The organism is Phyllobacterium sophorae (genome assembly GCF_003010965.1).
GTDB lineage: Bacteria > Pseudomonadota > Alphaproteobacteria > Rhizobiales > Rhizobiaceae > Phyllobacterium > Phyllobacterium sophorae.
Genome location: NZ_PGGM01000007.1, coordinates 183609 through 209242, shown reverse-complemented (window position 1 = coordinate 209242; position 25634 = coordinate 183609). Strand labels below are relative to the sequence as shown.

Here is a 25634-nt window from a genome sequence, read left to right as displayed (position 1 = left end):
CCAAATATTTTCAATTCAAACAAAACGGCCAGACGCGAGGTCTGGCCGTTCGGATCAGTTCAACGATAAATCTTACAGAACAACCACTTCCGTGCCGACGCTGACACGATTATACAGATCGATCACATGATCATTGACCATGCGGAAACAGCCGTTCGATGCAGAACTTCCGATGGTCCATGGCTGGATCGTGCCGTGAATGCGCACATACGTATCCTTGTTTCCTTGCGACAGGTAGAGGGCGCGCGCACCGAGAGGATTACCCGGACCACCGTCCATGCCGTTTTCGTATTTGGCGTAGTGTGCAGGCTCGCGTTCGATCATTTCCTTGGTCGGGATCCAGCGCGGCCATTCGCGTTTGGTCTGGATTTTCGCAGTTCCCTTGAATTCCAGCCCTTCCTTGCCGACTGCAATGCCGTAGCGGCGTGCACTGAAAGGCGATTCAACGAGATAGAGGAACTTGGCTTTCGGGTCGATAACGATCGTCCCCGGCTTGTAACCAGAGAATGCCACGTCCTGAGGCATATATTTCGGATCTATCCCGTACTTCGTTTTGGCTTTGCCCGGCTTCGCCGGCTTGCGTACCTCTGCCACTTCAATAGGCTTGACTTCAGCATCCGGTTTTGCAGCAGCCGGCTCGGACGCGTTCCCGCCAAATGGGTTCATGATTTTTTTGAGGATCGGTTCTGCCGATGCCGGGCCGGATAGCGCCAGGACTGACATTCCTACAAGCAGAGAGCGACGTGACAGCATAGTTTAAATTTCCCGCATAGAGTGCACAACGCCCTCACGGCGTTTGCCCGGCCCCCAAGGCCAACCTGATATCGCGTTATCTGAAGACCAAATTCTTCTCAATGCAAATCGCTGTGAAGGACAAACCCCAATGATCCTTCGTTGTAAAAGGTTGCGGATACGCAACACATTCACCGCATGCTGTATAGTCGCAAACGGCTCTATTGTGAATTTGGAACCGGATTTGCTGGCGCAGGTGTGACCGGAGCCGTCGGCGCAGGTAGGGTTGATTCGGGCGCCGCAGGCGCGGCAGCGCCGGGTGCAACCGACCCAGAAGCCGGCGGAGCAGCAGGCGTATCAGACGGCGGGGTCGCACTATTCGAGGAGGGACCACCAAGCTGGTTCAGAATGCCGCCACTTGCTGGAGGCTGCTGACCTGCGGGCTGATTGCCCGTGGTTGTCGGAATCCGGTTTAGAATATCGGTCGGGCTCTCGCCATAGCGAGCCATAATGCCGAGGGCCAGAGAGGTAATAAAAAATCCCGTTGCAAGAATGGCAGTCGCACGCGTCAACACATTGGCGGCGCCGCGGGCCGTCATGAAGCCAGAGCCGCCGCCAATTCCGAGACCGCCACCTTCAGAGCGCTGCATAAGCACGACGCCAACGAGAGCAAGTACAATCAGAAGATGAATGACGATTACGACGGTTTGCATGGGATATTTTCTGCTTTCTAGGTGTCGGACGCGGCTCTTTACACCGGATTGGTCAATAAACCAAGCCCGTCAGACCACAGTTTTCTTGTCGCAATTGCGGTTCTCTGCCCGTTAAAGCGAATGGTACGCCTCACAGATGGCAAGGAAGTCCACTGCTTTCAAGCTGGCGCCTCCGACGAGCGCACCATCGACGTTCTCGATCCCCAGGAGTTCGATTGCATTGGCCGGCTTGACCGACCCGCCATAAAGGATCCGCATCTTCGCGCCGTCGGCGCCGAAACGGCCGGTGAGCGCCGCGCGGATTGAAGCATGCACTTCTCTTACGTCGTCTGAAGTAGGCGTCAATCCGGTTCCAATGGCCCAAACCGGTTCATAGGCAACTATGGTATTATTCGCATTCGCACCGTCGGGGATCGATCCAACAAGCTGTTCGGCAATAATATCGAGTGTGGAACCTGCCTTACGCTGTGCCTCTGTTTCACCAATACAGATGATCGCGACGAGGCCAGCGCCCCAGCCCGCCCTTGCCTTGGCACGGACCACGTCGTTCGTTTCGGCATGATCTGTCCGGCGCTCGGAATGACCAACTATCACATGCGAGGCGCCGGCATCTTTCAACATATCCCCAGAGATGTCGCCGGTATGGGCGCCGGACTTCTTGGTATGGCAATCCTGTCCGCCAATGCTCAGGGCCTCACCCTCAACGGATTGGGCCGCCCTGAAAACAAGGGTTGCGGGGACGCAAATGAGTGCATCGATTTTCTCACCGATGGCGGAATTGGGCCGGTTGACGATTATACGCAACTCATCGAGTGACTCTCCAGTGCCATTCATTTTCCAGTTACCGGCGACGAGCGGACGAACATCAGGGGTCATTGGGCGTTCCTTAGATATCGGTTTTGGTGACTTTCTCAGTCATTTGATTGCCTGACTAGCAAATTCACTTGATAAAGCAATCGACACAAGCGTTGCATGACGCTATTCCCCTATGCATTCAATTAAGCCTCTTGACTGATACGGTGACTTTTAATGCTCGACTCTCTCCGCAACGTTGCACAGACCTGGGTAGTCAAAGTGCTCATGGGCCTTCTCGTGATCAGCTTTGCCGGATGGGGTGTCTCCCATACCATACTTGGTGCCATTGGCGGTAATGCCGCCATACGCGCCGGCCATTCAGAAGTTTCCCCGGTAGATTATCGCTTGGCCTATGATCGCCAGCTTGCGGCTCTTTCGCAACGTTTCGGGCAGCGACTGACCCGTGAACAGGCGGATGCCATCGGGATTGGTCATCAGGTACAGGCGCAGCTGGTCGCAGGTGTCGTTCTGGACGAACAGGCCCGAACCATGTCGCTCGGACTTTCGAAGGACCGCCTGGCACAACTGGCGGCGGAAGATCCAGCCTTCCAAGGATCCGACGGCCGGTTCAATCCTGCGCAATTTGACGCTGTATTGCGCAACGCCGGTATGACCGCGCAAAGCTATCTCGACAATCGGGCGCAGGTGGCGCGCCGTCAGCAGATCGTTGAAGCTGTTGCTGAAGGTATCAAAGTGCCGGACATTCTCCTGAAAGCCGTTGCCTTGTACAAGGGCGAGTCGCGAACGGTGGATTATGTCGCGATGCCCAAGGACTTCGTAAAGGATGTTGCTGATCCCAGCGATACGGAACTGAAGACATATTTCGAAGCTAACAAGGAAGCCTACGGCGCTCCGCAATACCGCAAGGTCAGCTATGTCAAACTTGAACCCAAGGATATTGCCAACCCGGCGACTGTGACCCCGGAAGAAATCAAGGCGGAATACGACAAGAACATTGCACGCTATTCAACCCCCGAAACACGAACTGTCGAACAGTTGACTTTTGCAACCGATGATGCGGCAAAGGCCGCTCACGACAAGATCGTGGCGGGAACGAGCTTCGATGACATCGTCAAGGCTGAAGGCAAGACCATGGATGATGTTCGTCTGGGGACGTTTCCAAAGACCGGCCTGCCCGATCAATCTATCGCAGATGCCATTTTCGGTATTAATGCCAACGGCGTCAGCGATGTTCTGAAGGGCTCGTTTGGCCCCGTCATCGTTCGTGTGACCGCAATAGCGCCAGAGGTGGTGAAACCACTATCCGAGGTAGAAAACGACATTCGCGAAACCATCGCGCTGACGCAGGCGGCTTCGTCAATCGCCGATGTTCATGACGCTTATGAAAATGCCCGTGCCGATGGCGCCAGCATGGCGGAAGCCGCACAGAAGCAAAACCTCAAGATGGTAACGATCGACGCTGTTGATCAAGCCGGGCGCGCTCCCGATGAAAAGGAAATACCCAACCTTCCCTTCGACGAAAACCAGCTTGCCGCTGTTTTTCAGGCCGACGTTGGTTTCGACAACGAACCTTTCAACCTCGGAACGAACAGCTACCTTTGGTACGACGTCGACAGTGTAACGCCTGCACGCGAACGGCCGCTCGATGAGGTGAAGTCGCGTGTGATCGAAAACTGGAAGAAGGCTGAAATTGAAAAGCGTCTCAATGAAAAGGCCGAAGAGGTACGCAAGCGTGTTGCTGGCGGTACGTCGCTGGATGACATTGCAGCTGAGTTCAAGTTCACCAAGGATACGAAGCGCGGCATTACCCGGGAGAGCAAAGACGCCGATCTGGGTGAAGGCGGCGTTGCGTCGGTTTTCGACGGACCCGAAGGTGTCGTCGGTGTGACAGAATCAGCATCCGACGGTTCGAAACTGATTTTCAAGGTTGCCGAATCGATCGAACCGGCCAACGTCGGGCCGGAGTCACTGACAACCGCGGAACGGGAAGCTTTCTCATCCCGCCTCGCGGATGACCTGCTGGACCAGCTGGTGGCGCAACTGCAGACGGTTTACCCAGTGACGATCAATCAGACCGTCATTAACCAGGCACTTGCCCGTTAGGTCGAGAGACAGAGAATGGCTGAATTAAAGCGTTTCATCGGCATTGCGGCAGCGGGAAAAGCGCTTTCGCGCGAAGAAGCCGTCGAGGCTTTCGACATCATGATGTCGGGACAGGCGACGCCGGCTCAAATTGGCGCGTTATTGATGGCATTGCGCGTGCGCGGTGAAAATATCGACGAGATTGCCGGCGCGGTCTCCTCCATGCGCTCCAAGATGCTGAAGGTCACTGCACCTTCCAACGCCATCGATATTGTTGGAACCGGCGGGGATCAATCGGGCTCCTACAACGTCTCCACATGCGCTGCGTTTGTGGTGGCAGGCGCTGGCGTCCCTGTTGCAAAGCATGGCAACCGCGCCCTGTCCTCACGTTCGGGCGCTGCCGACACCCTTGCGGCACTCGGTATCAATATTGAAATCGGTCCTGAGCTGATTGCGGCCTGTATTGAACGGGCAGGCATCGGCTTCATGTTCGCACCGATGCATCACCCGGCGATGAAACATGTGGGCCCGGCACGCGTCGAACTCGGCACACGCACGATATTCAACTTGCTTGGCCCCCTCACCAATCCGGCAGGGGTGAAACGCCAGCTTGTCGGTGTTTTTGCCCCGGAATGGGTCGAACCAGTTGCGCATGTCCTGAAGAACCTCGGTTCCGAGGCCGTTTGGGTCGTTCATGGCGACGGACTGGATGAGATCACCACGGCCGGCACTACCAAGGTTGCAGCGCTGGAAAATGGTACGATTCGCACATTCGAGATTGATCCGGAGTCGTTTGGTCTCCGGCGGGTGGATCCACTCGACCTGAAGGGCGGTACAGCGGATGAGAACGCTGTTTCGCTGCTGTCGGTCCTTGATGGTGCGCATGGCGCCTATCGTGACATTACCCTGTTCAATGCTGGCGCCGGACTTCTCATTGCCGGTGCCGCATCCGATCTTAAAACGGGGATCGATATGGCTGCCCATTCGATCGACAGCGGTGCGGCCAGAAATGTGCTAAAGAAACTCGTCCACGTGTCGAATAGCGGGGCTGGCTGAGAATGGTTGATATCCTTCGCAAGATTGAAGCCTACAAGCGCGACGAGATCGCGGCTGCCAAGGCACGCATATCCGTGGACGAGTTGAAGGCGCAAGCGAGAGATCAGGAGTCTCCGCGTGGTTTTTTGAACGCCTTGCAGAAGAAGCGCGCTCAGGGACAATTTGCGCTTATTGCGGAGATCAAAAAGGCGAGCCCGTCGAAAGGCTTGATCCGTCCCGACTTCGACCCGCCCGCCCTGGCGAAAGCCTATGAGCTCGGCGGAGCCGCCTGCCTTTCAGTCCTGACCGATGCCCCATCATTTCAAGGCGCGCCCGAATTCCTGAAGGCCGCACGCGCGGCGACCAGTCTCCCTGCCCTCCGCAAGGATTTCCTGTTTGACACCTATCAGGTTTATGAGGCACGCAGCTGGGGCGCTGATTGTATTCTCATCATCATGGCAAGCGTAACAGACGATGTCGCCGCGTCGCTCCAGGATACGGCAATGTCGCTCGGCATGGACGTGCTTGTTGAAGTGCATGACGAGGCGGAACTGCACCGCGCGTTAAGGCTTTCATCGCCGCTGCTGGGCATTAACAATCGCAATCTGCGCACTTTTGAAGTCGATCTGGCGGTATCGGAACGGCTTGCACAAATAGTGCCGCAGAGCAAGTTTCTGGTCAGCGAAAGCGGCGTCTTCACGCATGCGGATTGCCAGCGCCTCACCAAGTCCAACATTGGGACCTTTCTTGTTGGGGAAAGCTTGATGCGGCAGGATGATGTGGCTGCTGCAACAAAGGCGCTCCTGTCAGGTATAGCAGAAAAAGAGACAAGCGCGGCATGACCGGGAGGCTTACCCATCTCGACGAAACGGGCGCCGCCCACATGGTGGATGTTGGCGGCAAAGCTGAAACGGAACGGGTAGCAGTCGCCGCAGGCTCCGTCAAAATGCAATCGCAAACGCTCGAGCTCATTAAATCGGGCAATTCCGCCAAGGGCGACGTCATAGGAACAGCGCGGATTGCCGGCATCATGGCGGCAAAAAGGACTCATGAACTGATACCCCTCTGCCACCCGCTGCTGTTGAGCAAAATCGCGGTCGATATTGAAGCCGACGAAGGATTGCCGGGCTTGCACGTCGTTGCATCGGTGAGTTTAACCGGCAAGACCGGTGTCGAGATGGAGGCGCTGACAGCCGTTTCTGTCGCATGCCTGACGATCTACGACATGGCAAAAGCTGCCGATAAGGGCATGATTATTCAGAACATTCGGCTTTTACGAAAGACAGGCGGCAAATCAGGCAATTGGTCAGCCGACGCGACTGGCGGGAAATGATATGTCTGGACTCCTTCCCGTCGATGAAGCCCTGAGGCGAATTCTCGCTGGTGCTTCAAAGCTCGAAACCGAGGCCGCTTTCCTGGGTGAAGCCGGTGGCCGCGTTCTCGCCGCGGACTTGCACGCCAAGCGACAGCAACCGCCCTTTGCTGCTTCAGCCATGGATGGTTATGCGCTACGGGCCGCTGATGTGGTAAATGTGCCTGCCACTTTGAAACTGATTGGCCAATCTGCAGCCGGGCATGCGTTTTCAGGTGTGGTAAGCGCCGGCGAGGCCGTCCGCATTTTCACAGGTGCACCGGTTCCAGAAGGCGCCGACAGTGTTGTAATTCAGGAGAATGCGGTTGCGCGAGATCAGACTGTCGAAATCGTAGAGACAATTGCCTTGGGCAGAAATATCCGCAAGGCTGGGTTGGATTTCAGTCAAGGTGATGCGCTGCTGCAGGCGGGGCGGGTTCTCGATCCGGCGGCTCTCTCTCTTGCCGCATCTGCAGATCATCCCACGGTTCAAGTCGTGCGCCGCCCTCGCCTGGCCATTCTTGCGACGGGCGATGAGCTGGTCAGCCCTGGAGAACCCTACCGGCCAGACCAGATCATTGCTTCGAACAGCTTTGGTCTGGCCGAAATCGTCCGTCAGGCAGGCGGCGTCGCAATCGACCTTGGAATAGCCGAGGACCGCATGGAGGCCTTGGACAAGGCGCTCGATCGGGCTATCGCTGCCAAGGCGGATATTCTTGTTACGCTTGGCGGCGCTTCGGTGGGTGATCACGACCTCGTCCAGCCCGCACTGGCTGCGCGGGGCATGGAACTTGATTTCTGGAAGATCGCCCTTCGTCCTGGCAAGCCATTGATGTTCGGACACTTGGACAGGATGAAGATCCTTGGTTTGCCCGGCAATCCGGTCTCCAGCCTGATCTGCGCCCATGTTTTTTTGACACCGCTGATCCATGCCCTAACCGGGCGATCCCATGAACCAAATCTCCGAGTCGCCAAACTTGGAAGCGACATGGCAATGAATGATCAGCGACAAGACTACGTTCGCGCTCGCGTTGTGATCGGCGCCGACGGTCAACTTACCGCGACGCCATTTGCTCTCCAGGATTCATCGATGCTGAAATTCCTTGCGGACGCCAACGGTCTGATTATCCGCCAGCCCCATGCTTCTGCGGTTAAAGCCGGAACGGATTGCACTGTGCTGATGCTGCGGTAGGCAGTTTACGCGCTGATAGTCGCCCCACTGCATTCCTATTTGCTCGAAATGCAGTCAGTTCATCCGATGTACACCACATATTAAGCCTTGTAGAACACAACTGGAACAGATAGTGTTTGTTCTGGTTTTGTTTTTTCGATTCCACCTTGAAGGATCGCCGATGCTCACGCGTAAACAACACGAACTTCTGCTCTTTATTCATGAGCGCCTGAAGGAGACCGGCATCCCGCCATCATTCGACGAGATGAAGGATGCATTGGATCTTGCATCCAAATCGGGTATCCATAGGTTGATAACCGCATTGGAAGAACGCGGATTCATTCGCCGGCTTGCAAACCGCGCAAGAGCGCTGGAAGTTCTTCGCCTGCCCGACTCAATTGCCCCAGGCCTCAACGCACAAAGGAAGTTTTCGCCGAGTGTCATTGAGGGCAGCCTCGGCCGCAACGCCCCTCCTCAGCGACCTCAGGCACGCGCGTCTGATGAGACAAACGCCTCCACCATCGTCAGTATACCGGTCATGGGCCGCATCGCTGCCGGTGTACCGATTTCAGCAATCCAGAACCAGACTCACATGATTGGCCTGCCGCCTGACATGATCGGCAACGGTGAACATTATGCCCTGGAGGTCAAAGGTGACTCGATGATCGAAGCTGGAATCTTCGACGGTGACACGGTTGTGATCAAGCGCAGCGATACGGCGAATCCGGGAGAGATCGTTGTCGCGCTGGTTGACGACGAGGAAGCAACGCTCAAACGCTTCCGGCGCAAGGGTGCCTCAATTGCCCTTGAGGCCGCGAATCCCGCTTATGAGACCCGCATTTTCGGACCCGATCGCGTTCGTGTGCAGGGAAAATTGGTTGGCCTGATCCGGCGCTACTAAGCAGGCGATCTGCTGTCTGCTCACTTCAGTCGGCATTTGCCTTTGTGGCGCGACCGGGAGAAGTGTATTCCGCGAGATTTCTCGCGGCGCGTGAGTATGTCCTGTAGAAGTTCCACGGGCGAGCCGGCGGCCCCACGGCGTAGGTAACATCTGCGGTCCGAATGCGCGGAATGTCTCCGGTATTTGCCTCTGCAACGTTCTGTTGAGTTAAGTCACCGCTTATATTGACTTTGGTGCCAATCTGTTTGCGTTGAGCGGTGTGCAAAGCGATTTCCGCCGTTCCACTCAATGCGAGATCTCGCTGAGTAATCACCAACACATTCTTATCGCTGCACGCTGCCTCCCCAGTTGCAAAGGCCAGGATGGCGATATCCCCTTCCGAACAAGCTGCCAACTTCTGTCCAGGATCGTCGGTATAGGCAATAACCATGCCGCCCTGCTCGCGTGCGATACAAAGCTTTCCTTTACATTCAAACTGTGTTTCTTCAGGTCGCGTGCCGGCATTGAACGGCTTGACGAGTCCGCTTGTCCCGTATCCCTGTTGCCAGTTATTGAGAGTAAATGCACTTCCGGACGGCCGATTAATCGCCAGTCTATTGTCCGGCGTTCGCAGCGCAACCAGTTTTCCTCCTTCTGCAATGATGATGTCGGGTTCCTGTGCACGCGCCATGAATATGGCAGCTGCTAGCAACACGGGCATGCCGCACAGACGCAGTCGCGTTGACAGGACAAATATCATCGCCAATCCGATGCTCACAAGAAGCAGAGTTGCCGGGGGCATCATGCCAAGATTGCCACTTGGAGAGTGTGAGGCAACAGCCTTGGCGATGGCGATCACAGCTTCGATACCATGCCCCATGACAGTGAACGGCAACCAATCGAGATCGAACGGCATGGCAAGCAAACCAAGCACGGCGAACGGCATCACGAACAATGAGATGACTGGAAGGGCAAGAGCGTTACCGATCAGCCCGAATGGCGCGGTATTGTTGAAATGATAGGCCGCGAAGATGGAACTGGCTGTGCCGGCGACGAGCGATGTCATGGCAATCGCACTGATATGGTTCACCGCTTTCATCACGATCGCCAACCACAGATAGTTATGAATTTTTTTTTGGCGTTGGTCTTTGCCGCGCCGTTTTGACCACCAGCCGTAGAAGCAGATTAAGGCGGCAGTTGCAGAATAAGACATCTGGAAACTTGGCCCGAGAATTTCATGCGGCGAGATCGCAATGGTTATGAGTGCCGCAATGGCCAGATTACGCATCGAGATCGCCGCCCGATCGACGGTTATGGCCAAAAGCATGACACCCAGCATGACAAAGCTGCGTTGGCAGCGATGTCGGATCCTGAAAGCAGCAAATAGAAAGCAGATCCGATCAATGCGATCACAGCGGCGAACTTTTTAACCGGATAACGTGCCGAGAATCCCGGAAACAGTGCCAAGACAGCGCGCAACGACCCGATGATCGTTGCCGCAACGAGCGCCATGTGAAAGCCGGAAATCGACAGGATGTGCGACAGCCCGCTCAATCGCATGGCGTTGTTGGTATCATCGCTGATACCATCACGTTGGCCAGTGATCAGCGATGCCGCGATGTCTCCCGGCTCACCTTTAATGTTGCGCAAAATTCGCTGGGTGAGCTGGTGCCTAATATTGGCAATCGTCATCAATAGGGCCGCAGTTGGTCCGGAATCCGCTGATACGCTTACCATTTCGGCCTTTCCGAGCAGAAATCCATTTGCGCCGATGCCGCGATAAAAGTTGTAAAATGCGAAATCATAATTGCCTGGGCGCATGGGCCCAGATTGCGGGCGCAGACGGACGAGACCGGCGAGACCGTCTCCTATCTTGAGGGCGCGCGGCAGCGCCCTGGCGGATATCACAATGCGATCGGGTCCGTAGTGCAGTTCTGGTCGCGTTGTTGACATCACATCCATGGTGAGACGCCACCCTCCCGTGGCATCCTTCGTCAATGCTGTGACCCGCCCCACAATACGCGTCGTGACTTCCGACCCAAGCATGCGCGTGTTGACCCGGACTGTTTCCAGCTTCGCAAACAGCATGCCGGCAACAACTGCGATTGCCAGAAGCAGGACGAGCCTGATCATGGGCCGCGCGGCCGCCCATGCGCGACAACCGATGATGACGGTCAGACCGGACAATATGGCGCTGAGTTCGGGTTCAGCAGGCAAGCTGAAATAGAAAATAGCACCGGTACCGGCGAAGACGGGTAAGAGCATGAACAGTGTGCCACGGCTGATTTCGTCGCTGAACGCCGTCGGCACCGCCAGTAGCGTGGCTCGAACCTGCGATCGTGCAGACCGTGCGCGTTCGTGTAGCGTGACGGCGGAGCGATCCTCATTGCTGATGCCACGTTCGTCGCTAACCGTTTGAGTCGCAATCTCTTTACCGGCTTTTCCAGGGAGGAAGAAGAGCCGTTCACTCGTCCTCGTTTTGGTAACAGGATCTTCCATTTGTCTCGCAGTTCTGCCAACACCCTTGCACACCAGCGTTGCTATGCTACATGAACGCCAGATCAATTCGATTGGACGTTCGACTAATGGCCGAACATCCCTGGAGTATCCATGTCATCCTCTGTCGTTACCCGTTTCGCCCCTTCCCCAACCGGTTTCCTGCATATTGGCGGAGCAAGGACCGCCTTGTTCAACTGGCTGTATGCAAAGCATACTGGTGGTAAAATGCTGCTTCGTATCGAGGACACGGATCGCGAACGCTCGTCGGAAGCCGCAGTCACGGCCATTCTTGATGGGTTGAAATGGCTGGGATTGGACTGGGACGGCGATGCCGTGTCGCAATATCAGCGCGCCCCGCGTCATCGCGAAGTGGCGGAGGAACTCGTTGCCAAGGGCAAGGCCTATTATTGCTATGCTTCTCAGGCTGAACTCGAGGAAATGCGCGAGAAGGCCCGCGCCGAGGGGCGTCCGCCTCGTTATGACGGCCGCTGGCGCGATCGCGACCCCAGGGAGGCCCCGGCGGGCGTCAAGCCGGTTATCCGTATCAAGGCACCGCAGGAGGGCGAAACCCTCGTACGTGATCAGGTTCAGGGCGATGTGCGGTTCCCCAACAAGGACCTCGACGATTTCATCATCCTGCGTTCCGATGGCAACCCGACCTATATGCATGCGGTCGTCGTCGATGATCACGATATGGGCGTCACCCACATCATCCGCGGTGATGACCATCTGACCAATGCGGCACGCCAGACGGTGATCTACAATGCCATGGATTGGGACGTCCCTGTCATGGGACATATACCCCTCATTCACGGCGCAGACGGCGCCAAGCTCTCGAAGCGCCATGGCGCGCTCGGTGTCGAAGCCTATCGTGCCATGGGTTACTTGCCGGCGGCGCTGCGCAATTACCTCGTCCGCCTCGGCTGGAGCCACGGTGACGATGAAATCATGTCAGATGAGCAGATGACCCAGTGGTTCGAAATCTCCGATATAAATCGCGGTGCCTCGCGTTTCGACTTCCAGAAACTCGAGGCAATCAATGGCCATTATATGCGTTTCTCCGACGATGCCGATCTGGTAAAAGCCATGATTGACATTCTTCCGGATATCGAAGGCGGCAACGATATTCTGGCCAGATTGAACGACCGGTCGAAGGCGCAGTTATTGACGGCTATGCCGGGCCTGAAGGAGCGGGCAAAGACACTTGTCGAGCTTGCAGACAGCGCCAAGTACCTATTTGCGCAGCGCCCGCTTTCACTCGATGAAAAAGCATCCGGTCTGCTCAATGAGGAGGGATTGGGTGTGCTTTCGGGTGTGATTCCTGTGCTATCTGCCGTCCACGAATGGACCGCCGAAGCACTTGATGCTGCGGTGCGGGTGCATGCCGAAAGTACTGGTCTGAAGCTTGGTAAGATCGCGCAACCATTGCGTGCCGCTCTAACCGGAAGAGCAACGTCTCCGGGTGTTTTTGACGTCCTGGCGGTGCTTGGAAGAGAAGAATCTTTGGGGCGCATCGAGGACCAGATAAAAGGTTAAAGGTATGCAGATTTGAGTGCATTTTTGCATTGCAACATCGTACCTTTCGAGTACGGTGTCGTGCCTGACAAGATCACGGTCAGAACCTCGCTTGAGGTAAATGCTTTTGCGCTGGTAAAGCGCAAGTCGAAGCAAGAAAGGAACGGCAATGTCTGAAAACAGCGTCAACATCGATCTGAATGGTCACCAGTTCTCGTTACCCATTAAAAAGGGGACCATCGGACCGGATGTCGTGGACATTGGGACACTCTACAAGAACACGGGCGCATTCACGTACGATCCGGGTTTCACATCCACGGCGTCCTGTGAGTCGCAGATCACCTATATCGATGGTGATGAAGGCATTTTGCTGCACCGCGGTTATCCAATCGAACAATTGGCCGAACATGGCGATTTTCTTGAAGCCTGCTATCTCTTGCTCTACGGCGATCTGCCGACAAAGAGCCAGAAGGCGGATTTTGACTTCCGCGTAACGCGCCACACCATGGTGCATGAGCAAATGTCGCGGTTTTTCACCGGTTTCCGCCGCGATGCGCATCCAATGGCGGTCATGGTTGGTTGTGTCGGCGCCCTTTCGGCTTTCTACCACGACTCAACGGACATTTCCGACCCGCATCAGCGCATGGTCGCTTCGATCCGAATGATCGCGAAAATTCCCACACTCGCAGCGATGGCCTATAAATACCACATCGGTCAGCCGTTCGTTTATCCGCGCAACAATCTCGATTTTGCAACGAACTTCCTGCACATGTGCTTTGCTGTTCCGTGTGAGGAATATGTTCCGAACCCTGTACTTGCGCGCGCAATGGACCGGATCTTCATTCTGCACGCGGATCACGAGCAGAACGCTTCCACGTCCACGGTTCGTCTTGCCGGTTCCTCTGGCGCTAATCCATTTGCTTGTATCGCTGCAGGCATCGCCTGCCTTTGGGGCCCTGCCCACGGCGGAGCAAATGAAGCGGCTCTCACCATGCTCGGCGAAATCGGCACCGTTGACCGCATTCCGGAATACATTGCCCGCGCCAAGGACAAGAACGATCCGTTCCGCCTGATGGGCTTCGGTCACCGCGTTTACAAGAACTACGACCCTCGCGCCAAGATCATGCAGCAGACCACCCGTGAAGTGCTTGCCGAACTCGGCATCAAGGATGATCCGCTGCTTGACGTTGCGATGGAACTTGAGCGCATTGCACTAACCGATGAATATTTCATCGAAAAGAAGCTGTACCCGAATGTCGATTTCTATTCGGGTATCACCCTCAAGGCACTCGGTTTCCCGACCACGATGTTCACCGTGCTGTTTGCCGTAGCCCGCACAGTTGGCTGGATTGCACAGTGGAAGGAAATGATCGAGGACCCGCATCAGAAGATCGGCCGTCCGCGTCAGCTTTATACAGGCGCGACGCAGCGCGATTATGTGAACGTCGAAGATCGCAAGTGATCGCCATCCCAAACCACAAAACAGGCGCCCACAGGGCGCCTTTTTTGTTGGTAGATCAACGCCGCTTCGATTGCACCAGCTCAAGCACTTTTTCTGCTGCGATTGCACCAGCCGGCCGCTCGGTCTGCATCACCTTGGCAATTTTATCGAAACTTTCAAGCTGTGCACTGCGTCGATGGCCTGGAACGAACAGTTGCTCGATCTGCCGGGCGAGCGACCCGGCGCGCACGAATATGTTGAAATATTCTGGAACGACCGGTTCATCAGCAATGATGTTGGGAAGCGCAGCACTCCAGATCGTAATGCGCGGTGCCAAGAAGGTCCGGGCCAGCCAGTCTGGCTTGTAGGATAGGACTGTGGGAATGCGGGCAAGAGCCAACTCCAGCGATACAGTTCCGGAGGCCGCGAGCGCAGCATCCGCTTCGGCAAAAGCATGCAGTCGTTCCGCTTCGCCGACAACAATACGAGGCTGCACTTTCCAGCCGGCGGTCAATTGTCTGACAAGCGGTTCAACCTTTGGCAATGTTGGCAAGGTGACATTGAACCGGTTACCACGGCTTGCAAGAAGATCGATCGTCTCGCCGAATGGCTCAGCAAGGCTAGTGATTTCCGATTGGCGTGACCCAGGCAAAACCACGAGGTTTTTGACTTCGCGATTGCCCAAGCTGGCATCGCGAGCGCGGTTTATCTTCGCTGCCTCGAGAAGTGGTGCGTGCGAAACAAGCCTGTGCCCGACATAGGTGGCGGATGGCCCGTCCAGATCTTTCAGCGCTTGCACTTCGAAGGGCAGTATCGCCAGCACATGGTCGATATAGGCGCGCATGGCCTTGGCACGTTCCGGCCTCCATGCCCATACGGAGGGGCTGATATAGTTGATGATCGGGATCGAAGGGTCGGCCACCCTCACCTTGCGGGCCACACGGTGCGTGAAATCCGGGCTATCGATTATCACCAGACAATCAGGCTTTGCCGCGACGATGGCACTGGAGAGCTCTGAAATACGGCGAATGAGGCGGGGCAGTTTGCGAACGACAGCGCTCAAACCGACGAGAGCGATTTCATGCTGGTCGAAAGGACTATCGAGCCCGAGCGCCGCAAGATGCTCGCCTCCCAGGCCCGTGAGAGTGACATCACCCGCATATTGCCGTCGAAGTGATTGAACCAGATCTGCGCCGAGCAGATCTCCTGACTCTTCGCCGGTGACAATCGCAAGCCGCAATGGCATTTCAGCAGCCATTTGATGCCTCGTGCTCAAACGTCTCGATAAACAGCCCCGCCTCGTTAGCTGCGGCAACGGTTTCTGCGTAGCCGAGGATCAACGTACGGTCAGATTCGATGGCAATACCTTTCAACCCCGCGGCAACGGCGTTCTCAACTGTGCTGACGCCTATGGCAGGCAAGTCGGCACGTACCTCCTGTTGTGGCTTGGCGCATTTCACAAGGACCCCGCCCTTGCGATTGATGCGTTTGGTCGACCGCAATTCCGCCACACGCTGCAGCATCGCGTCAGTGCCTTCAACGCCTTCCAGCGCCACAACGCGCCCACCCACTGCAATCGCCGCTTGACCAATGTCGAGGGAACCGATCATGACAGCGGCTTCTCGTGCGGCCCGCATATTTGCGACACTGTCCGGATCGGCGCGTTTGCGCGTTATGGTGCCAGGCGCGGGCGCAAGAATATCAGGAACAACCTCGTGTGCACCCAGCACCCGGAAACCATAGGATTCGATTGTTGAGATTACCGCGCGCAAGAGTCCGTCATCTCCAAGTCGAAAAGCGCGCAGGAAGCGGTAAAGCGCGACCAGATTGCCATTACCGGGCCTAAGTGCTGCACGGAATTCTGGCCGATGACGAATACCGCCGGCCAGCACAACATTCGAAATGCCTTCTGCCTTCAGTATTTTGACAAGACCGCCAAGCTCCACGATGGAAATCTCGGCATGTTCGCCCGCATAGAGCGCTGGCTCAGCTTCACCCTTGATCGCAACGATTAGCGGATTGCCACCCTTTTGCCGCAAGCTTTCGGCGACAGCCACGGGTAGTAGTCCATTGCCTGCGACAATTGCCGTGCGGCCCGCAATGGCAGGATGCGGATTCGTTACCTTGGCTGGCTTAGCTCTTGTCGTCACTGTCACTGATCTCGATGGCTGAATCGAGTGGCGGCGTGCAATATGCCCGCTTTGTATCAGTGGTAATAAACCCGATCAGATCCGCCACCGCCGCGGATTCTACGTACGAAATACGAACATCTTCCGCTCGAACCTTAATCGGCTTTGTGCGATCGAACAGCATGCGAACAGCGTGGCGGAGATTGTGGATTTCCGGCCGCGCCATGCCCGAACGTTTCATGCCTACGATGTTCAGGCCACCAAGATAGGCATGATTTCCGATGGCCATGCCATACGGAATGAGATCGTGCGCAAGGGCAGCAAGTCCACCGATAAAGGCATGATGGCCAACCCGCGTAAACTGGTGAATGGCTGCTCCACCGCCGATGATAACATTATTGCCGACGGTGACATGGCCGCCAATCATCACATTGTTAGAGAAGGTGACGTTATCTCCAATCACGCAATCATGAGCCACATGCGCATAAGCAAGGAACATGCAATTGTCACCAACCGTTGTTTCGCCCCGGCTGCCATCAGTGCCGCGATGCATGGTGACGCCCTCGCGGATCATGCAATTCTTGCCAATGACCAGGGTCGTATGACCACCCTTGTGCTTGGTGTTCTGTGGATCACCGCCGAGGACGGCATTCGGATAGACCTTCGAGCCGCTGCCAAGAGTGGTCGGGCCCATGATAACCACGTGGCTGATCAGAACAACATCGTCACCAATGACGGCTTCCGAACCCACATGGCAAAACGGGCCGATGCTGACTCCATTCCCGATTTTCGCGCCCTGTTCGACAATGGACGTTGGGTGAATGCTGGTAACGGACATCAGGCCCCAGTCTCATCTTCATCGGGAAAGCTAACCATTGCAGCGACTTCGGCTTCTGCGACTTTGACGCCATCAACTTCGGCAATACAGCCATATTTATGAATGTTGCCGCGTTGCTTCAGTTTCGTCACCCGCAGTTTGAGCTGATCGCCCGGCACGACAGGCTTTCTGAACTTGGCATTATCGATGGTCATGAAAAAAACTTTGCCCGGCTTGCCGCTGCCATTGTGGAAGAGAACGATCGCACCAGCTGTCTGCGCCATCGCCTCGATGATCAGCACGCCCGGCATGATCGGCAGTTCCGGGAAATGACCGGCGAAATGCGGCTCATTGATCGAAACATTCTTGATGCCTGTCGCTGAGACATCGCGATCAATATCCACGATACGGTCGATCAGAAGGAAAGGATAACGATGTGGCAGATTCGCCAGAATTTTCTGGATATCCGCGACGCCAAGGGTGTCGGCTTGCACATTGTCACTCATCTGTACTGCTCTCCTTCTTGGTTCGGGTCATCGCGCGCACGCTCGCGATCTCACGGAACCATTGCTTGAATGGCTGCGCAGGCGCACCCGCCCATCTTTCACCATCCGGAATATCGTTCATTACACCACTCGCCGCCGCGATTTCGACGCGTGATCCGATGTTGACATGATCCTTGATGCCGACACTTCCTCCAAGCATCGTCATATCACCCAGAACAACGCTGCCCGAAATGCCACACTGAGCAGCAATAACGCAATGCCGGCCAATCCTTACATTGTGGGCAATTTGCACAAGGTTGTCGATTTTCGTGCCTTCGCCGATGATAGTATCGGCCAAGGCACCGCGATCGACTGTGGTGTTGGCGCCGATTTCGACGTTGTCCTGAATAATCACGCGACCAAGTTGGGGCATCTTATCCAACCCGGCCTTGCCAGGCACATAACCAAAACCGTCCTGGCCAATCCGCACACCTGGATGCAACAGCACGCGATTGCCGAGGAACGCATATTGTATCGACGAGTTTGGCGCCACGTAGCAATCGCGGCCAATCTTGCAGCCATTGCCGATGACAACATTGGCTGCAATTACAGTCCCCGATCCAATGGACACATTGCTGCCGATGATCGCACCTGGCTCAATCGTTACGCCATCTTCGATCTCGGCCGATGCGTGTACAATTGCGTGGTTTGAGATGCCGGTCTGACCACTCCACAAATGCGCATTGACCGCATTGGGATAGAGTGCACGGCCGATGGCAGCAAAATCCTGCTGCGGGTGCCTGGTGATGATGATAGCTACATTTTTCGGGATGTTCGACTTGACCTCATCGGTACAAAGAACACCAGCCGCCTTTAAGCTGCCAAGGTCCTGCGCGTGCTTCTTGCCTTCAATAAAGACAAGCGCATCGGGACCCGCGTCCGAGAGTGAGGCTAATCGCGCTACTGGCCGATTTGCCAGGGAACTGTCCACAAGGACGCCATTGGTCAGATCGGCGATCTGACCAATAGTCACATTAAGCAGTGGCTCATAGAAGATCGGATCGGCCATCGACTAACTTTCTCCCCCGGGGAAACTTGCTCCCCCCGGGAGGTCAGCAATCTATCAGAATTTGCTCGATATACCGAAGTTGAAATTCTGGACCTGATCACCGTCTTCTTTCACGACTGGCTGAGCATAGTCGAAGCGCAGGGGTCCGAACGGTGATGCCCACATGATACTTGCGCCGACCGACATGCGCCACTCCATATCTGTGTTGGACGCTTCCGGTAGATCGTTTCCAAACAGGCTCGCGGCGTCCGCAAAAAATGCCCCGCGAATGCCAAGACTTTCAGGAATTACAGGCATCGGGAATTGCGCTTCAGTCGAGGCACTGAAGTAGGTCGTACCGCCGAGGAAGCTTCCCTTGCTATCTTCAACGCTAAGATCGCGAGGACCGATACCGGCATACCTGAAGCCGCGGATCATTTCCGTATTGTTCTTGAACAAGTCAAATACGCGCAGATCTTCGTCGCCGAAACCGGTGATATGACCAGCACCAACGCCGATCAAACCAACAATGTCCATCTCTTCGGACAATGTCTTGTAATACTGGCCCTTGAAGGTCGTCTTCAAGAAGTTGGCATCACCGCCGATACCAGCATATTCCTGGAAAAACTTGCCAAAGAGACCATCGTGCGGGTTCTTTGTGTCATCGATCGTATTGTAGGTCAGACCCCAACTGACCGATGACTTGATCCACGGGCTCTCCTCGGCCGCATCAATATACGCTTGTGAGATTTCGGCAGGATCCGGTTCGCCATTCGGAAGCTTTGCTTCGTCATCGATGTCATACTCTTCCTGCGTGAGGTTGTATGCGATGCTTGCAGTCAACGCTTCGGTGATTGGCAGCCCGAAACGAATCGTTCCACCTGTCAAATCAGTCTCGTATTTGTCGCTAACACCTGACTGACGCTTGTAAATGTCGAAGCCGGCGGAGATACGCTGACCAAGGAAATAAGGCTCGGTGAACGAGAGCGAGTAGGAACGGTTGTTATCGAGGCCACCACCCGCCGCAAGGCGCACATATTGACCACGGCCAAGGAAGTTGCGCTCGGTAATCGACCCTTCAACGGTTGGTCCCGGAGTTTCGCCGCCGGTCGTATAACCACCGCCGATCGAGAATTCACCAGTCGACTTCTCTATAACGTCCACGACGAGGACGACCTGGTCCGGCTGAGAACCCGGCGCAGTTGAAATATTGACAGTCTGGAAGAAATCCAGCCGTTCGAGGCGGCGCTTGGCACGCTGGATCAACACCTGATTGAAGGCGTCACCCTCGCTCACATCGAATTCACGGCGGATAACGAAATCACGGGTCTTTTCGTTGCCGCGAATTTCAATTCGCTCAACATAGGCGCGTGGCCCCTGATCAATCGCATAGACGACCGAAATAGTATGATTCTCGAAATTGCGGTCGCCGCGCGGCTCTACCTTCGCAAAAGCATAGCCTTGACCGGCAACTTTCTCAGAAACCTTGATGATTGAATCTTCGACTTCCTTGGCGCTGTAGGTCGCGCCTTCCCTGGTCTCGACAAGACCATTCAACTGGGAAGTATCAACACCCTCAACAGAGCTTTCGATCTGAACGCCGCCGAACGTATACTTTTCACCCTCTTCAACTGTGATGGTGATCGTATAATCGTTTGTTGCGGGATCAAGATCAGCAGTCGACGACACGACCCTGAAATCCGCATAGCCCCTGTTGTAGTAGAACCGACGCAGCGCCTCTTCATCAGCGCGCAAGCGATCTTCGCTGTAAACGTCGTTACGGGTCAGCCAGGAAAGAGGATTGGAACGCTTGGTCGAAATAACATCACTCAATCGGCGATTGCCGAAGGCCTGATTTCCGACGAAATTAATCTTGGCAATCTTGGTGCGGTCGCCTTCATTGATATCGAAGACGACGTTAACGCGCCCCTCGCCCAGATCCATGGTGCGACCGGTCACTGTTGCATCGCTGCGACCGATATTGCCGTAAGCCGCACGGACGGCCTCAACATCGGAATCAAGCGTGGCTTGATCAAAAGCAGCGCGCGGCTTCAACTGCACGGCGTTCTGAAGCGCGGGATCCTTGATCTTCTTATTGCCCTGGAAGATCACCTGATTGACAACCTGGTGCTCAGAAACCTGAACGATCAACGTACCGCCGGACTGGCTGATGCGCACATCACCAAACAGGCCGGTGTTGAACAAGCGTTTGGTGGCTGCATCGATATCCGCATTGGAAAAGGGCTTTCCTGGCGTAATCCCGAGGTTGTCGCGGACCGTCTGGGCATCCACGCGTGTGTTACCACGCACTTCAATGCGGCTTACTGTTGCTGCCTGCGCTGCTGTCACCCCTGCTACCGTTGTTACGATTGCACCGGAACTCACAAGAGCCGCTGATATGGCGAGCGCCGACGCTGCACCAACGAATTTTGAACTTGCCGCCATAGGCCTTCTGAACCTTCGTTTCTCGTTGTCCCCGGGCGAGATCCCGGACTAAGCATTACTCGCACACCGTCATAGCCGGTTTTTACATACACGCAAGGCTTACGGTTAAAAACTGTTTACTTCACACGAAAGCGTGGCATCCCTGCCACGCCATTCAAAGCTTATAGTAAACAGATCATATCGCTTTGCCAGCCCACGCCTCTAATTTTCACTAATGTTTAATATTCTCGCTACCGCGTACGTCCACCCGATTGAGCACGCATCGAACGCGGTAACATTTTGAATCAGTGCAGATTTCTGCCCGAAGAACCGATTCCGGCTTGGAACTGAGCGCTAGCAGGCGAAGAGGTCGTTGAATACGACAAATCCCATGAAGCCCAATACCAGCAGGAACCCGAAACGGAAGAAGATCTCCTGCACCGCAGGCCTAACAGGTCTGCCGATGACAGCTTCCGCCGCATAGAAAATGAGATGGCCACCATCAAGCGGCGGTAACGGGAAAAGATTGAGCAAACCAATGCCGATGGACAGCATTGCAGTCAGTTGAATCAACCAATCGATCCCCTGACTTGCCGCCTGGCCTGCCATCGTCGCAATCTTGACCGGACCACCCAATTGGCATTTGTCTTCGCGACCCGCGAAAAACCGGCCGAAAAACTGCCCCGTGCGAGCGATAATAAATCCGCTTTCACGTACGGCTTGAACAACTGATTCGACAGGGCCGTATTCAATGCGGCGAAAATTTCCGAGTTCTTGATTGTTCACAACACCGATGACGGCGATCTTTACCGTGTTGCCCAGCGGATCTTTTTGTTCGATGAGCTCGGGGGTTGCGGACAGCTTGATTTCCTGTCCGTTGCGCTGCACGACGAAATTCAGCGAATCGCCGGCTCTCGAAGAAACGATGCGCTGGACATCAGAGAACGTTTCAACCTTGTCGCCATCGACACTGACAAAGCGATCACCTGGCTGGAATCCAGCGACCGCCGCTGGCCCGCCGGGTCGAACTTCAGCCACCATCGGATCAGCGACCATTTTGCCGTAGAGAGCAAAAAACACTGAGAAAATAGCTATCGTCAGAAGTATGTTGAACGCTGGTCCTGCAAAGACCGTTGCTGCGCGTTTCCAGACAGGTTGCGTATGGAAGGCAACCGCACGCTCTTCCGCACTCATAGCCTCGGTTGGCGAAGATGTGGAACTTGTCACACCCTCGTCGCCGGCGAATTTCACGTACCCCCCGAGCGGGATCGCCGAAAGCTTCCAGCGCGTGCCCCTCCGGTCGTTAAACCCGATGAGCTCCGGACCAAATCCGACCGAAAACGCTTTAACCCCGATTCCGCACCAGCGACCCACCAGGTAGTGTCCCATCTCATGGACAAAAACCACGACGGTCAGAACAATAAGAAATGGCAAAACCGTGCCGATCAACACGCTTTGCGAACCGAACAGGGTGTGCAGCATATCCGTCAAATTATCCTCCGGGCCTAACACCATCGAACGACCCATAGGGGCCCCGGAAGCTCAGCCGTCTAGAAAAGAATGTCGTAGGGCGCTTCTGGTGTCATCAGAATGGCTCCGATGACGTATAGCAATGCCGCAGCAGCTACAAGCCCGTCGACCCGGTCCATCACGCCACCGTGACCAGGAATAAGTTGGCTTGAGTCTTTTACGTGAAATTTCCGTTTAACCCAGGATTCGCCGAGATCACCAACCTGCGCGATGACTGACAGCAAAAGTGCGACAAGCGGAATGGGTACGCCACCGGCCGGGGTAATGAATGCCGCACAAGCCACCCCGGCTGCTACACCTGCGGCCGCGCCGCCGATTGCTCCAGACCAAGTCTTGTTGGGCGAAAAGCGCGGCGCGAGTTTCGGCCCGCCAAGTGCGCGCCCATTGAAGTAGGCAAATATGTCGGTGGCCCATACGACCGCGAAGAGAAAGAGAATCGCGGCGAAGCCATCCCCCGTATCTCCGCGCAACAGCGTTAGCGCGATGGATGGGAAGCCGGAATAAATCAGACCGAACGCTGGCCAGTAGCCGGATTCACGTCCGCCCAGCCCTGCCACCAGAGCGGCGCCGGCGAACAGAATGCCGATCATCAGAAGTATGTGTTGCGTGAAGAGGAGCACGGCGAAAACAACGATGAGGCACGACCAGGACAACCCGCGGGTCAAGGGCGTTGAACGGGCGGTGGTGATCAGCTGCCACTCATAGAACACACTGATGCCTATGGCCGACGCCAGCAGCCCAAAGGCGAAGCCCCCAATCCACGTGAGGGCGACAGCTACGGCAATGAGAACAATCGCGCTGAGAATGCGTGTCTGCAGATTGGAAAGACCGCTTCCAGGTTGGATCACAGAGCAATATCCTGCGCTGTCACTCCGCCGAACCGACGCTCACGCAACTGGAATGTCTCGATCGCCTCGGCCAAATGCGATGGCCGGAAATCGGGCCAATAGCATGGCAGGAACATGAATTCCGAATATGCGGCCTGCCAAAGAAGAAAATTGGAAAGGCGCATTTCGCCGCTTGTGCGGATTATCATGTCCGGATCCGGAATATCGGCCGTATCAAGTCGCGAGGTGATTGCCTCAGGGGTGATATTCTCGGGTGCGATAGTGCCTGACGTTACGTCGGCCATCAAACGCTGTACCGCCCGGGTGATCTCGTTGCGCGAGCCGTAGTTGAAGGCAATGACCAGGGTGAGACCAGTATTCGTCCTCGTCAGCGTCTCGGCTTCGTTCAGAAGACCGCGAATGTCTTTTGCCAGCCCTTCACGCTCACCGATAATCCGAACGCGGACATTTTCCCGATGCAGGTCCGCCAGGTCGCGCCGGATAAACAGCTTTAGCAGCCCCATCAGATCCGAAACCTCTGAGCGCGGCCGCGACCAGTTCTCGGATGAAAATGCGAAGAGGGTTAGAAACGGGATACCCATTTTGCCCGCCGCCCGAATTGTCTCGCGCAGGGATTCAACGCCGGCCTTGTGACCGGCGGTACGCGGCAGTCCCCGCGCCTTTGCCCAACGGCCATTTCCATCCATGATGATGGCAATGTGGCGCGGAATGGACATGGAATTCAACCTCCAGTGATATGGGACGGGCCAGTATCTGGCTTTAGACCTGCATGATTTCCGCTTCTTTGACGGCTACAACTTTGTCCATTTCAGCGATGGTGTCGTCGGTCAGTTTCTGGACTTTGTCAGACAGGATGCGGTTATCGTCCTGGCTTATGTCGCCATCCTTCTCGAGCTTCTTCAACTCATCCATGCCGTCGCGGCGAACATGGCGTGCTGCCACTTTTGCATGTTCAACGTACTGATGCGCGATCTTTACCAGTTCCTTGCGGCGTTGCTCGTTTAGCTCCGGCAATGGGATGCGCAAATTATTGCCATCCGTAATCGGATTGAGACCCAGACCGGATTCCCGAATTGCGCGCTCTACTTTGCCAACCATGGACTTGTCCCAGACCGAGACTGCAAGCATGCGCGATTCCGGCACGGTGATATTAGCGACCTGATTGAGCGGCATTTGCGAACCATAGGCTTCAACCGTAATCGGCTCCAGCAGGCTTGCGGACGCGCGGCCGGTCCGCAATCCATTAAGTTCGTGCCTCAGAGCCTGTATGGCGCCGTCCATGCGGCGCTTCAGATCGTTCAGGTCGAGTGCGTCACTCATACTCAATGCTCCTATATTCAAGGCGGGTTGACTGGCAAGGATAGATCAGCTGTCAGAAACGACTGTCGCGCGTCCTTTACCCTGCAAAACTTCCGCAAACCCACCTTTTTCGTGGATCGAATAGACGATTATTGGGATATTGTTCTCACGTGCAAGAGCAACTGCTGTTGTATCCATCACGGCGAGCCCGCGATCAAGCACATCTTTATGGGTCAGGTGATCAAACCGCACCGCATTGGGGTCTTTCTTCGGATCGGCGGAATAAATTCCGTCTACCTGGGTGCCTTTGAAAAGCGCGTCAGCACCGATTTCCGCTGCGCGTAGCGCCGCTGCCGAGTCCGTGGTGAAGAATGGGTTCCCGGTACCACCAGCAAAAATCACGACCTTACCCATGTCCATGTAAGCGGTTGCCTGACGTTGCGAGAAAGTTTCACATAGTTCAGGCATGGCAACGGCCGACAGAACCACGGTGTCGATGCCAATTTTCACCAGCGACGTGCGCAGAGCAAGAGAATTGATCACCGTCGCAAGCATGCCCATGTGATCGCCCGTCACCCGGTCACCACCCTTGGACGCCACGGCAACTCCACGGAAGATATTACCACCGCCGATGACGACGCCCACCTGGACGCCGAGCGCACGTGCTTCGGCAATATCACTGGCGATACGATCGGCAACCGCTACGTCAATGCCGAAACCCTGATCGCCCATGAGAGCTTCGCCGGAGGCCTTAAGCAGAACGCGTTTATAGACAGCCGTACCAGCCATGGGACCTTCCTCAGAGTCGTTTCAAATTCC

General features: G+C 55.6%; 24 protein-coding genes. 8 read left to right on the top strand and 16 right to left on the bottom strand.

Annotated features, from left to right (window positions below; translation table 11 throughout):
- Positions 1-72: 72 nt before the first annotated feature.
- The 3 genes from CU103_RS16795 to tpiA form a co-directional block, all read right to left on the bottom strand.
- A complete protein-coding gene (locus CU103_RS16795) occupies positions 73-753 on the bottom strand; it encodes a L,D-transpeptidase (protein ID WP_106665179.1) in 681 nt (226 codons plus the stop codon).
- Between the two features lie 200 nt (positions 754-953).
- The gene (gene secG / locus CU103_RS16790) at positions 954-1445 is read right to left on the bottom strand and encodes a preprotein translocase subunit SecG (protein WP_106665178.1); all 492 of its coding nucleotides are present in this window, start codon (positions 1443-1445) and stop codon (positions 954-956) included.
- Positions 1446-1556: 111 nt separating this feature from the next.
- Complete coding sequence (gene tpiA / locus CU103_RS16785) at positions 1557-2321, bottom strand: triose-phosphate isomerase (protein ID WP_106665177.1); 765 nt, start codon at positions 2319-2321, stop codon at positions 1557-1559.
- A gap of 153 nt (positions 2322-2474) precedes the next feature.
- Between tpiA and CU103_RS16780 the strand changes: the two genes are divergently transcribed.
- The 6 genes from CU103_RS16780 to lexA all read left to right on the top strand — a co-directional run bounded on the left by CU103_RS16780 (position 2475) and on the right by lexA (position 8801).
- Complete coding sequence (locus tag CU103_RS16780; protein ID WP_106665176.1) at positions 2475-4364, top strand: peptidyl-prolyl cis-trans isomerase; 1890 nt, start codon at positions 2475-2477, stop codon at positions 4362-4364.
- Between the two features lie 15 nt (positions 4365-4379).
- The gene (trpD, locus tag CU103_RS16775; RefSeq protein ID WP_106665175.1) at positions 4380-5399 is read left to right on the top strand and encodes an anthranilate phosphoribosyltransferase; all 1020 of its coding nucleotides are present in this window, start codon (positions 4380-4382) and stop codon (positions 5397-5399) included.
- A gap of 2 nt (positions 5400-5401) precedes the next feature.
- On the top strand, positions 5402-6220 hold the full coding sequence (gene trpC / locus CU103_RS16770) for an indole-3-glycerol phosphate synthase TrpC (RefSeq protein WP_106665174.1): 819 nt from the start codon (positions 5402-5404) through the stop codon (positions 6218-6220).
- Positions 6217-6711: a cyclic pyranopterin monophosphate synthase MoaC gene (gene moaC / locus CU103_RS16765; protein WP_106665173.1), complete on the top strand. Its 495-nt coding sequence runs from the start codon at positions 6217-6219 to the stop codon at positions 6709-6711. Before trpC ends, moaC begins: the two co-directional genes overlap by 4 nt.
- Before the next feature lies 1 nt (position 6712).
- Complete coding sequence (locus tag CU103_RS16760) at positions 6713-7921, top strand: molybdopterin molybdotransferase MoeA (RefSeq protein ID WP_106665172.1); 1209 nt, start codon at positions 6713-6715, stop codon at positions 7919-7921.
- Positions 7922-8081: 160 nt separating this feature from the next.
- Entirely contained in the window at positions 8082-8801 is a 720-nt protein-coding gene (gene lexA, locus CU103_RS16755; protein ID WP_106665266.1) for a transcriptional repressor LexA, read from the top strand.
- Positions 8802-8826: 25 nt separating this feature from the next.
- Here the strand turns inward: lexA and CU103_RS32975 are convergent, their stop codons facing one another.
- Positions 8827-10119, bottom strand: coding sequence for a ComEC/Rec2 family competence protein (locus CU103_RS32975; RefSeq protein ID WP_106665171.1), 1293 nt, complete (start codon positions 10117-10119; stop codon positions 8827-8829).
- Positions 10092-11279: a ComEC/Rec2 family competence protein gene (locus tag CU103_RS32970; protein WP_106665170.1), complete on the bottom strand. Its 1188-nt coding sequence runs from the start codon at positions 11277-11279 to the stop codon at positions 10092-10094. The genes CU103_RS32975 and CU103_RS32970 overlap by 28 nt, the downstream gene beginning before the upstream one ends.
- A gap of 111 nt (positions 11280-11390) precedes the next feature.
- On the opposite strand from CU103_RS32970, the gene gltX reads away from it, so the two are divergent.
- The gene (gene gltX / locus CU103_RS16740) at positions 11391-12815 is read left to right on the top strand and encodes a glutamate--tRNA ligase (RefSeq protein WP_106665169.1); all 1425 of its coding nucleotides are present in this window, start codon (positions 11391-11393) and stop codon (positions 12813-12815) included.
- A gap of 148 nt (positions 12816-12963) precedes the next feature.
- Complete coding sequence (gene gltA, locus CU103_RS16735) at positions 12964-14256, top strand: citrate synthase (RefSeq protein WP_106665168.1); 1293 nt, start codon at positions 12964-12966, stop codon at positions 14254-14256.
- 55 nt (positions 14257-14311) lie between these two features.
- Here gltA and lpxB read toward each other — a convergent pair whose 3' ends face one another.
- From lpxB to pyrH, 11 genes are all read right to left on the bottom strand, one after another.
- A complete protein-coding gene (lpxB, locus tag CU103_RS16730) occupies positions 14312-15493 on the bottom strand; it encodes a lipid-A-disaccharide synthase (RefSeq protein WP_106665167.1) in 1182 nt (393 codons plus the stop codon).
- Complete coding sequence (locus CU103_RS16725; protein ID WP_106665166.1) at positions 15483-16385, bottom strand: LpxI family protein; 903 nt, start codon at positions 16383-16385, stop codon at positions 15483-15485. Before CU103_RS16725 ends, lpxB begins: the two co-directional genes overlap by 11 nt.
- Complete coding sequence (gene lpxA / locus CU103_RS16720) at positions 16369-17202, bottom strand: acyl-ACP--UDP-N-acetylglucosamine O-acyltransferase (RefSeq protein ID WP_106665165.1); 834 nt, start codon at positions 17200-17202, stop codon at positions 16369-16371. The genes CU103_RS16725 and lpxA overlap by 17 nt, the downstream gene beginning before the upstream one ends.
- Complete coding sequence (gene fabZ, locus CU103_RS16715; RefSeq protein WP_106665164.1) at positions 17202-17687, bottom strand: 3-hydroxyacyl-ACP dehydratase FabZ; 486 nt, start codon at positions 17685-17687, stop codon at positions 17202-17204. The genes lpxA and fabZ overlap by 1 nt, the downstream gene beginning before the upstream one ends.
- Positions 17680-18735, bottom strand: a complete 1056-nt coding sequence (lpxD, locus tag CU103_RS16710; protein WP_106665163.1) for a UDP-3-O-(3-hydroxymyristoyl)glucosamine N-acyltransferase — start codon at positions 18733-18735, stop codon at positions 17680-17682. Before lpxD ends, fabZ begins: the two co-directional genes overlap by 8 nt.
- Before the next feature lie 54 nt (positions 18736-18789).
- Positions 18790-21159, bottom strand: coding sequence for an outer membrane protein assembly factor BamA (gene bamA / locus CU103_RS16705; RefSeq protein ID WP_106665162.1), 2370 nt, complete (start codon positions 21157-21159; stop codon positions 18790-18792).
- A 333-nt stretch (positions 21160-21492) separates the two neighbouring features.
- Positions 21493-22620, bottom strand: a complete 1128-nt coding sequence (rseP, locus tag CU103_RS16700) for an RIP metalloprotease RseP (RefSeq protein ID WP_162707107.1) — start codon at positions 22618-22620, stop codon at positions 21493-21495.
- 68 nt (positions 22621-22688) lie between these two features.
- On the bottom strand, positions 22689-23516 hold the full coding sequence (locus CU103_RS16695; protein ID WP_106665160.1) for a phosphatidate cytidylyltransferase: 828 nt from the start codon (positions 23514-23516) through the stop codon (positions 22689-22691).
- Positions 23513-24232: an isoprenyl transferase gene (locus tag CU103_RS16690; protein WP_106665159.1), complete on the bottom strand. Its 720-nt coding sequence runs from the start codon at positions 24230-24232 to the stop codon at positions 23513-23515. Before CU103_RS16690 ends, CU103_RS16695 begins: the two co-directional genes overlap by 4 nt.
- A gap of 43 nt (positions 24233-24275) precedes the next feature.
- Entirely contained in the window at positions 24276-24836 is a 561-nt protein-coding gene (gene frr, locus CU103_RS16685) for a ribosome recycling factor (protein WP_106665158.1), read from the bottom strand.
- A 45-nt stretch (positions 24837-24881) separates the two neighbouring features.
- Entirely contained in the window at positions 24882-25604 is a 723-nt protein-coding gene (gene pyrH / locus CU103_RS16680) for a UMP kinase (RefSeq protein WP_106665157.1), read from the bottom strand.
- Positions 25605-25634: the final 30 nt, after the last annotated feature.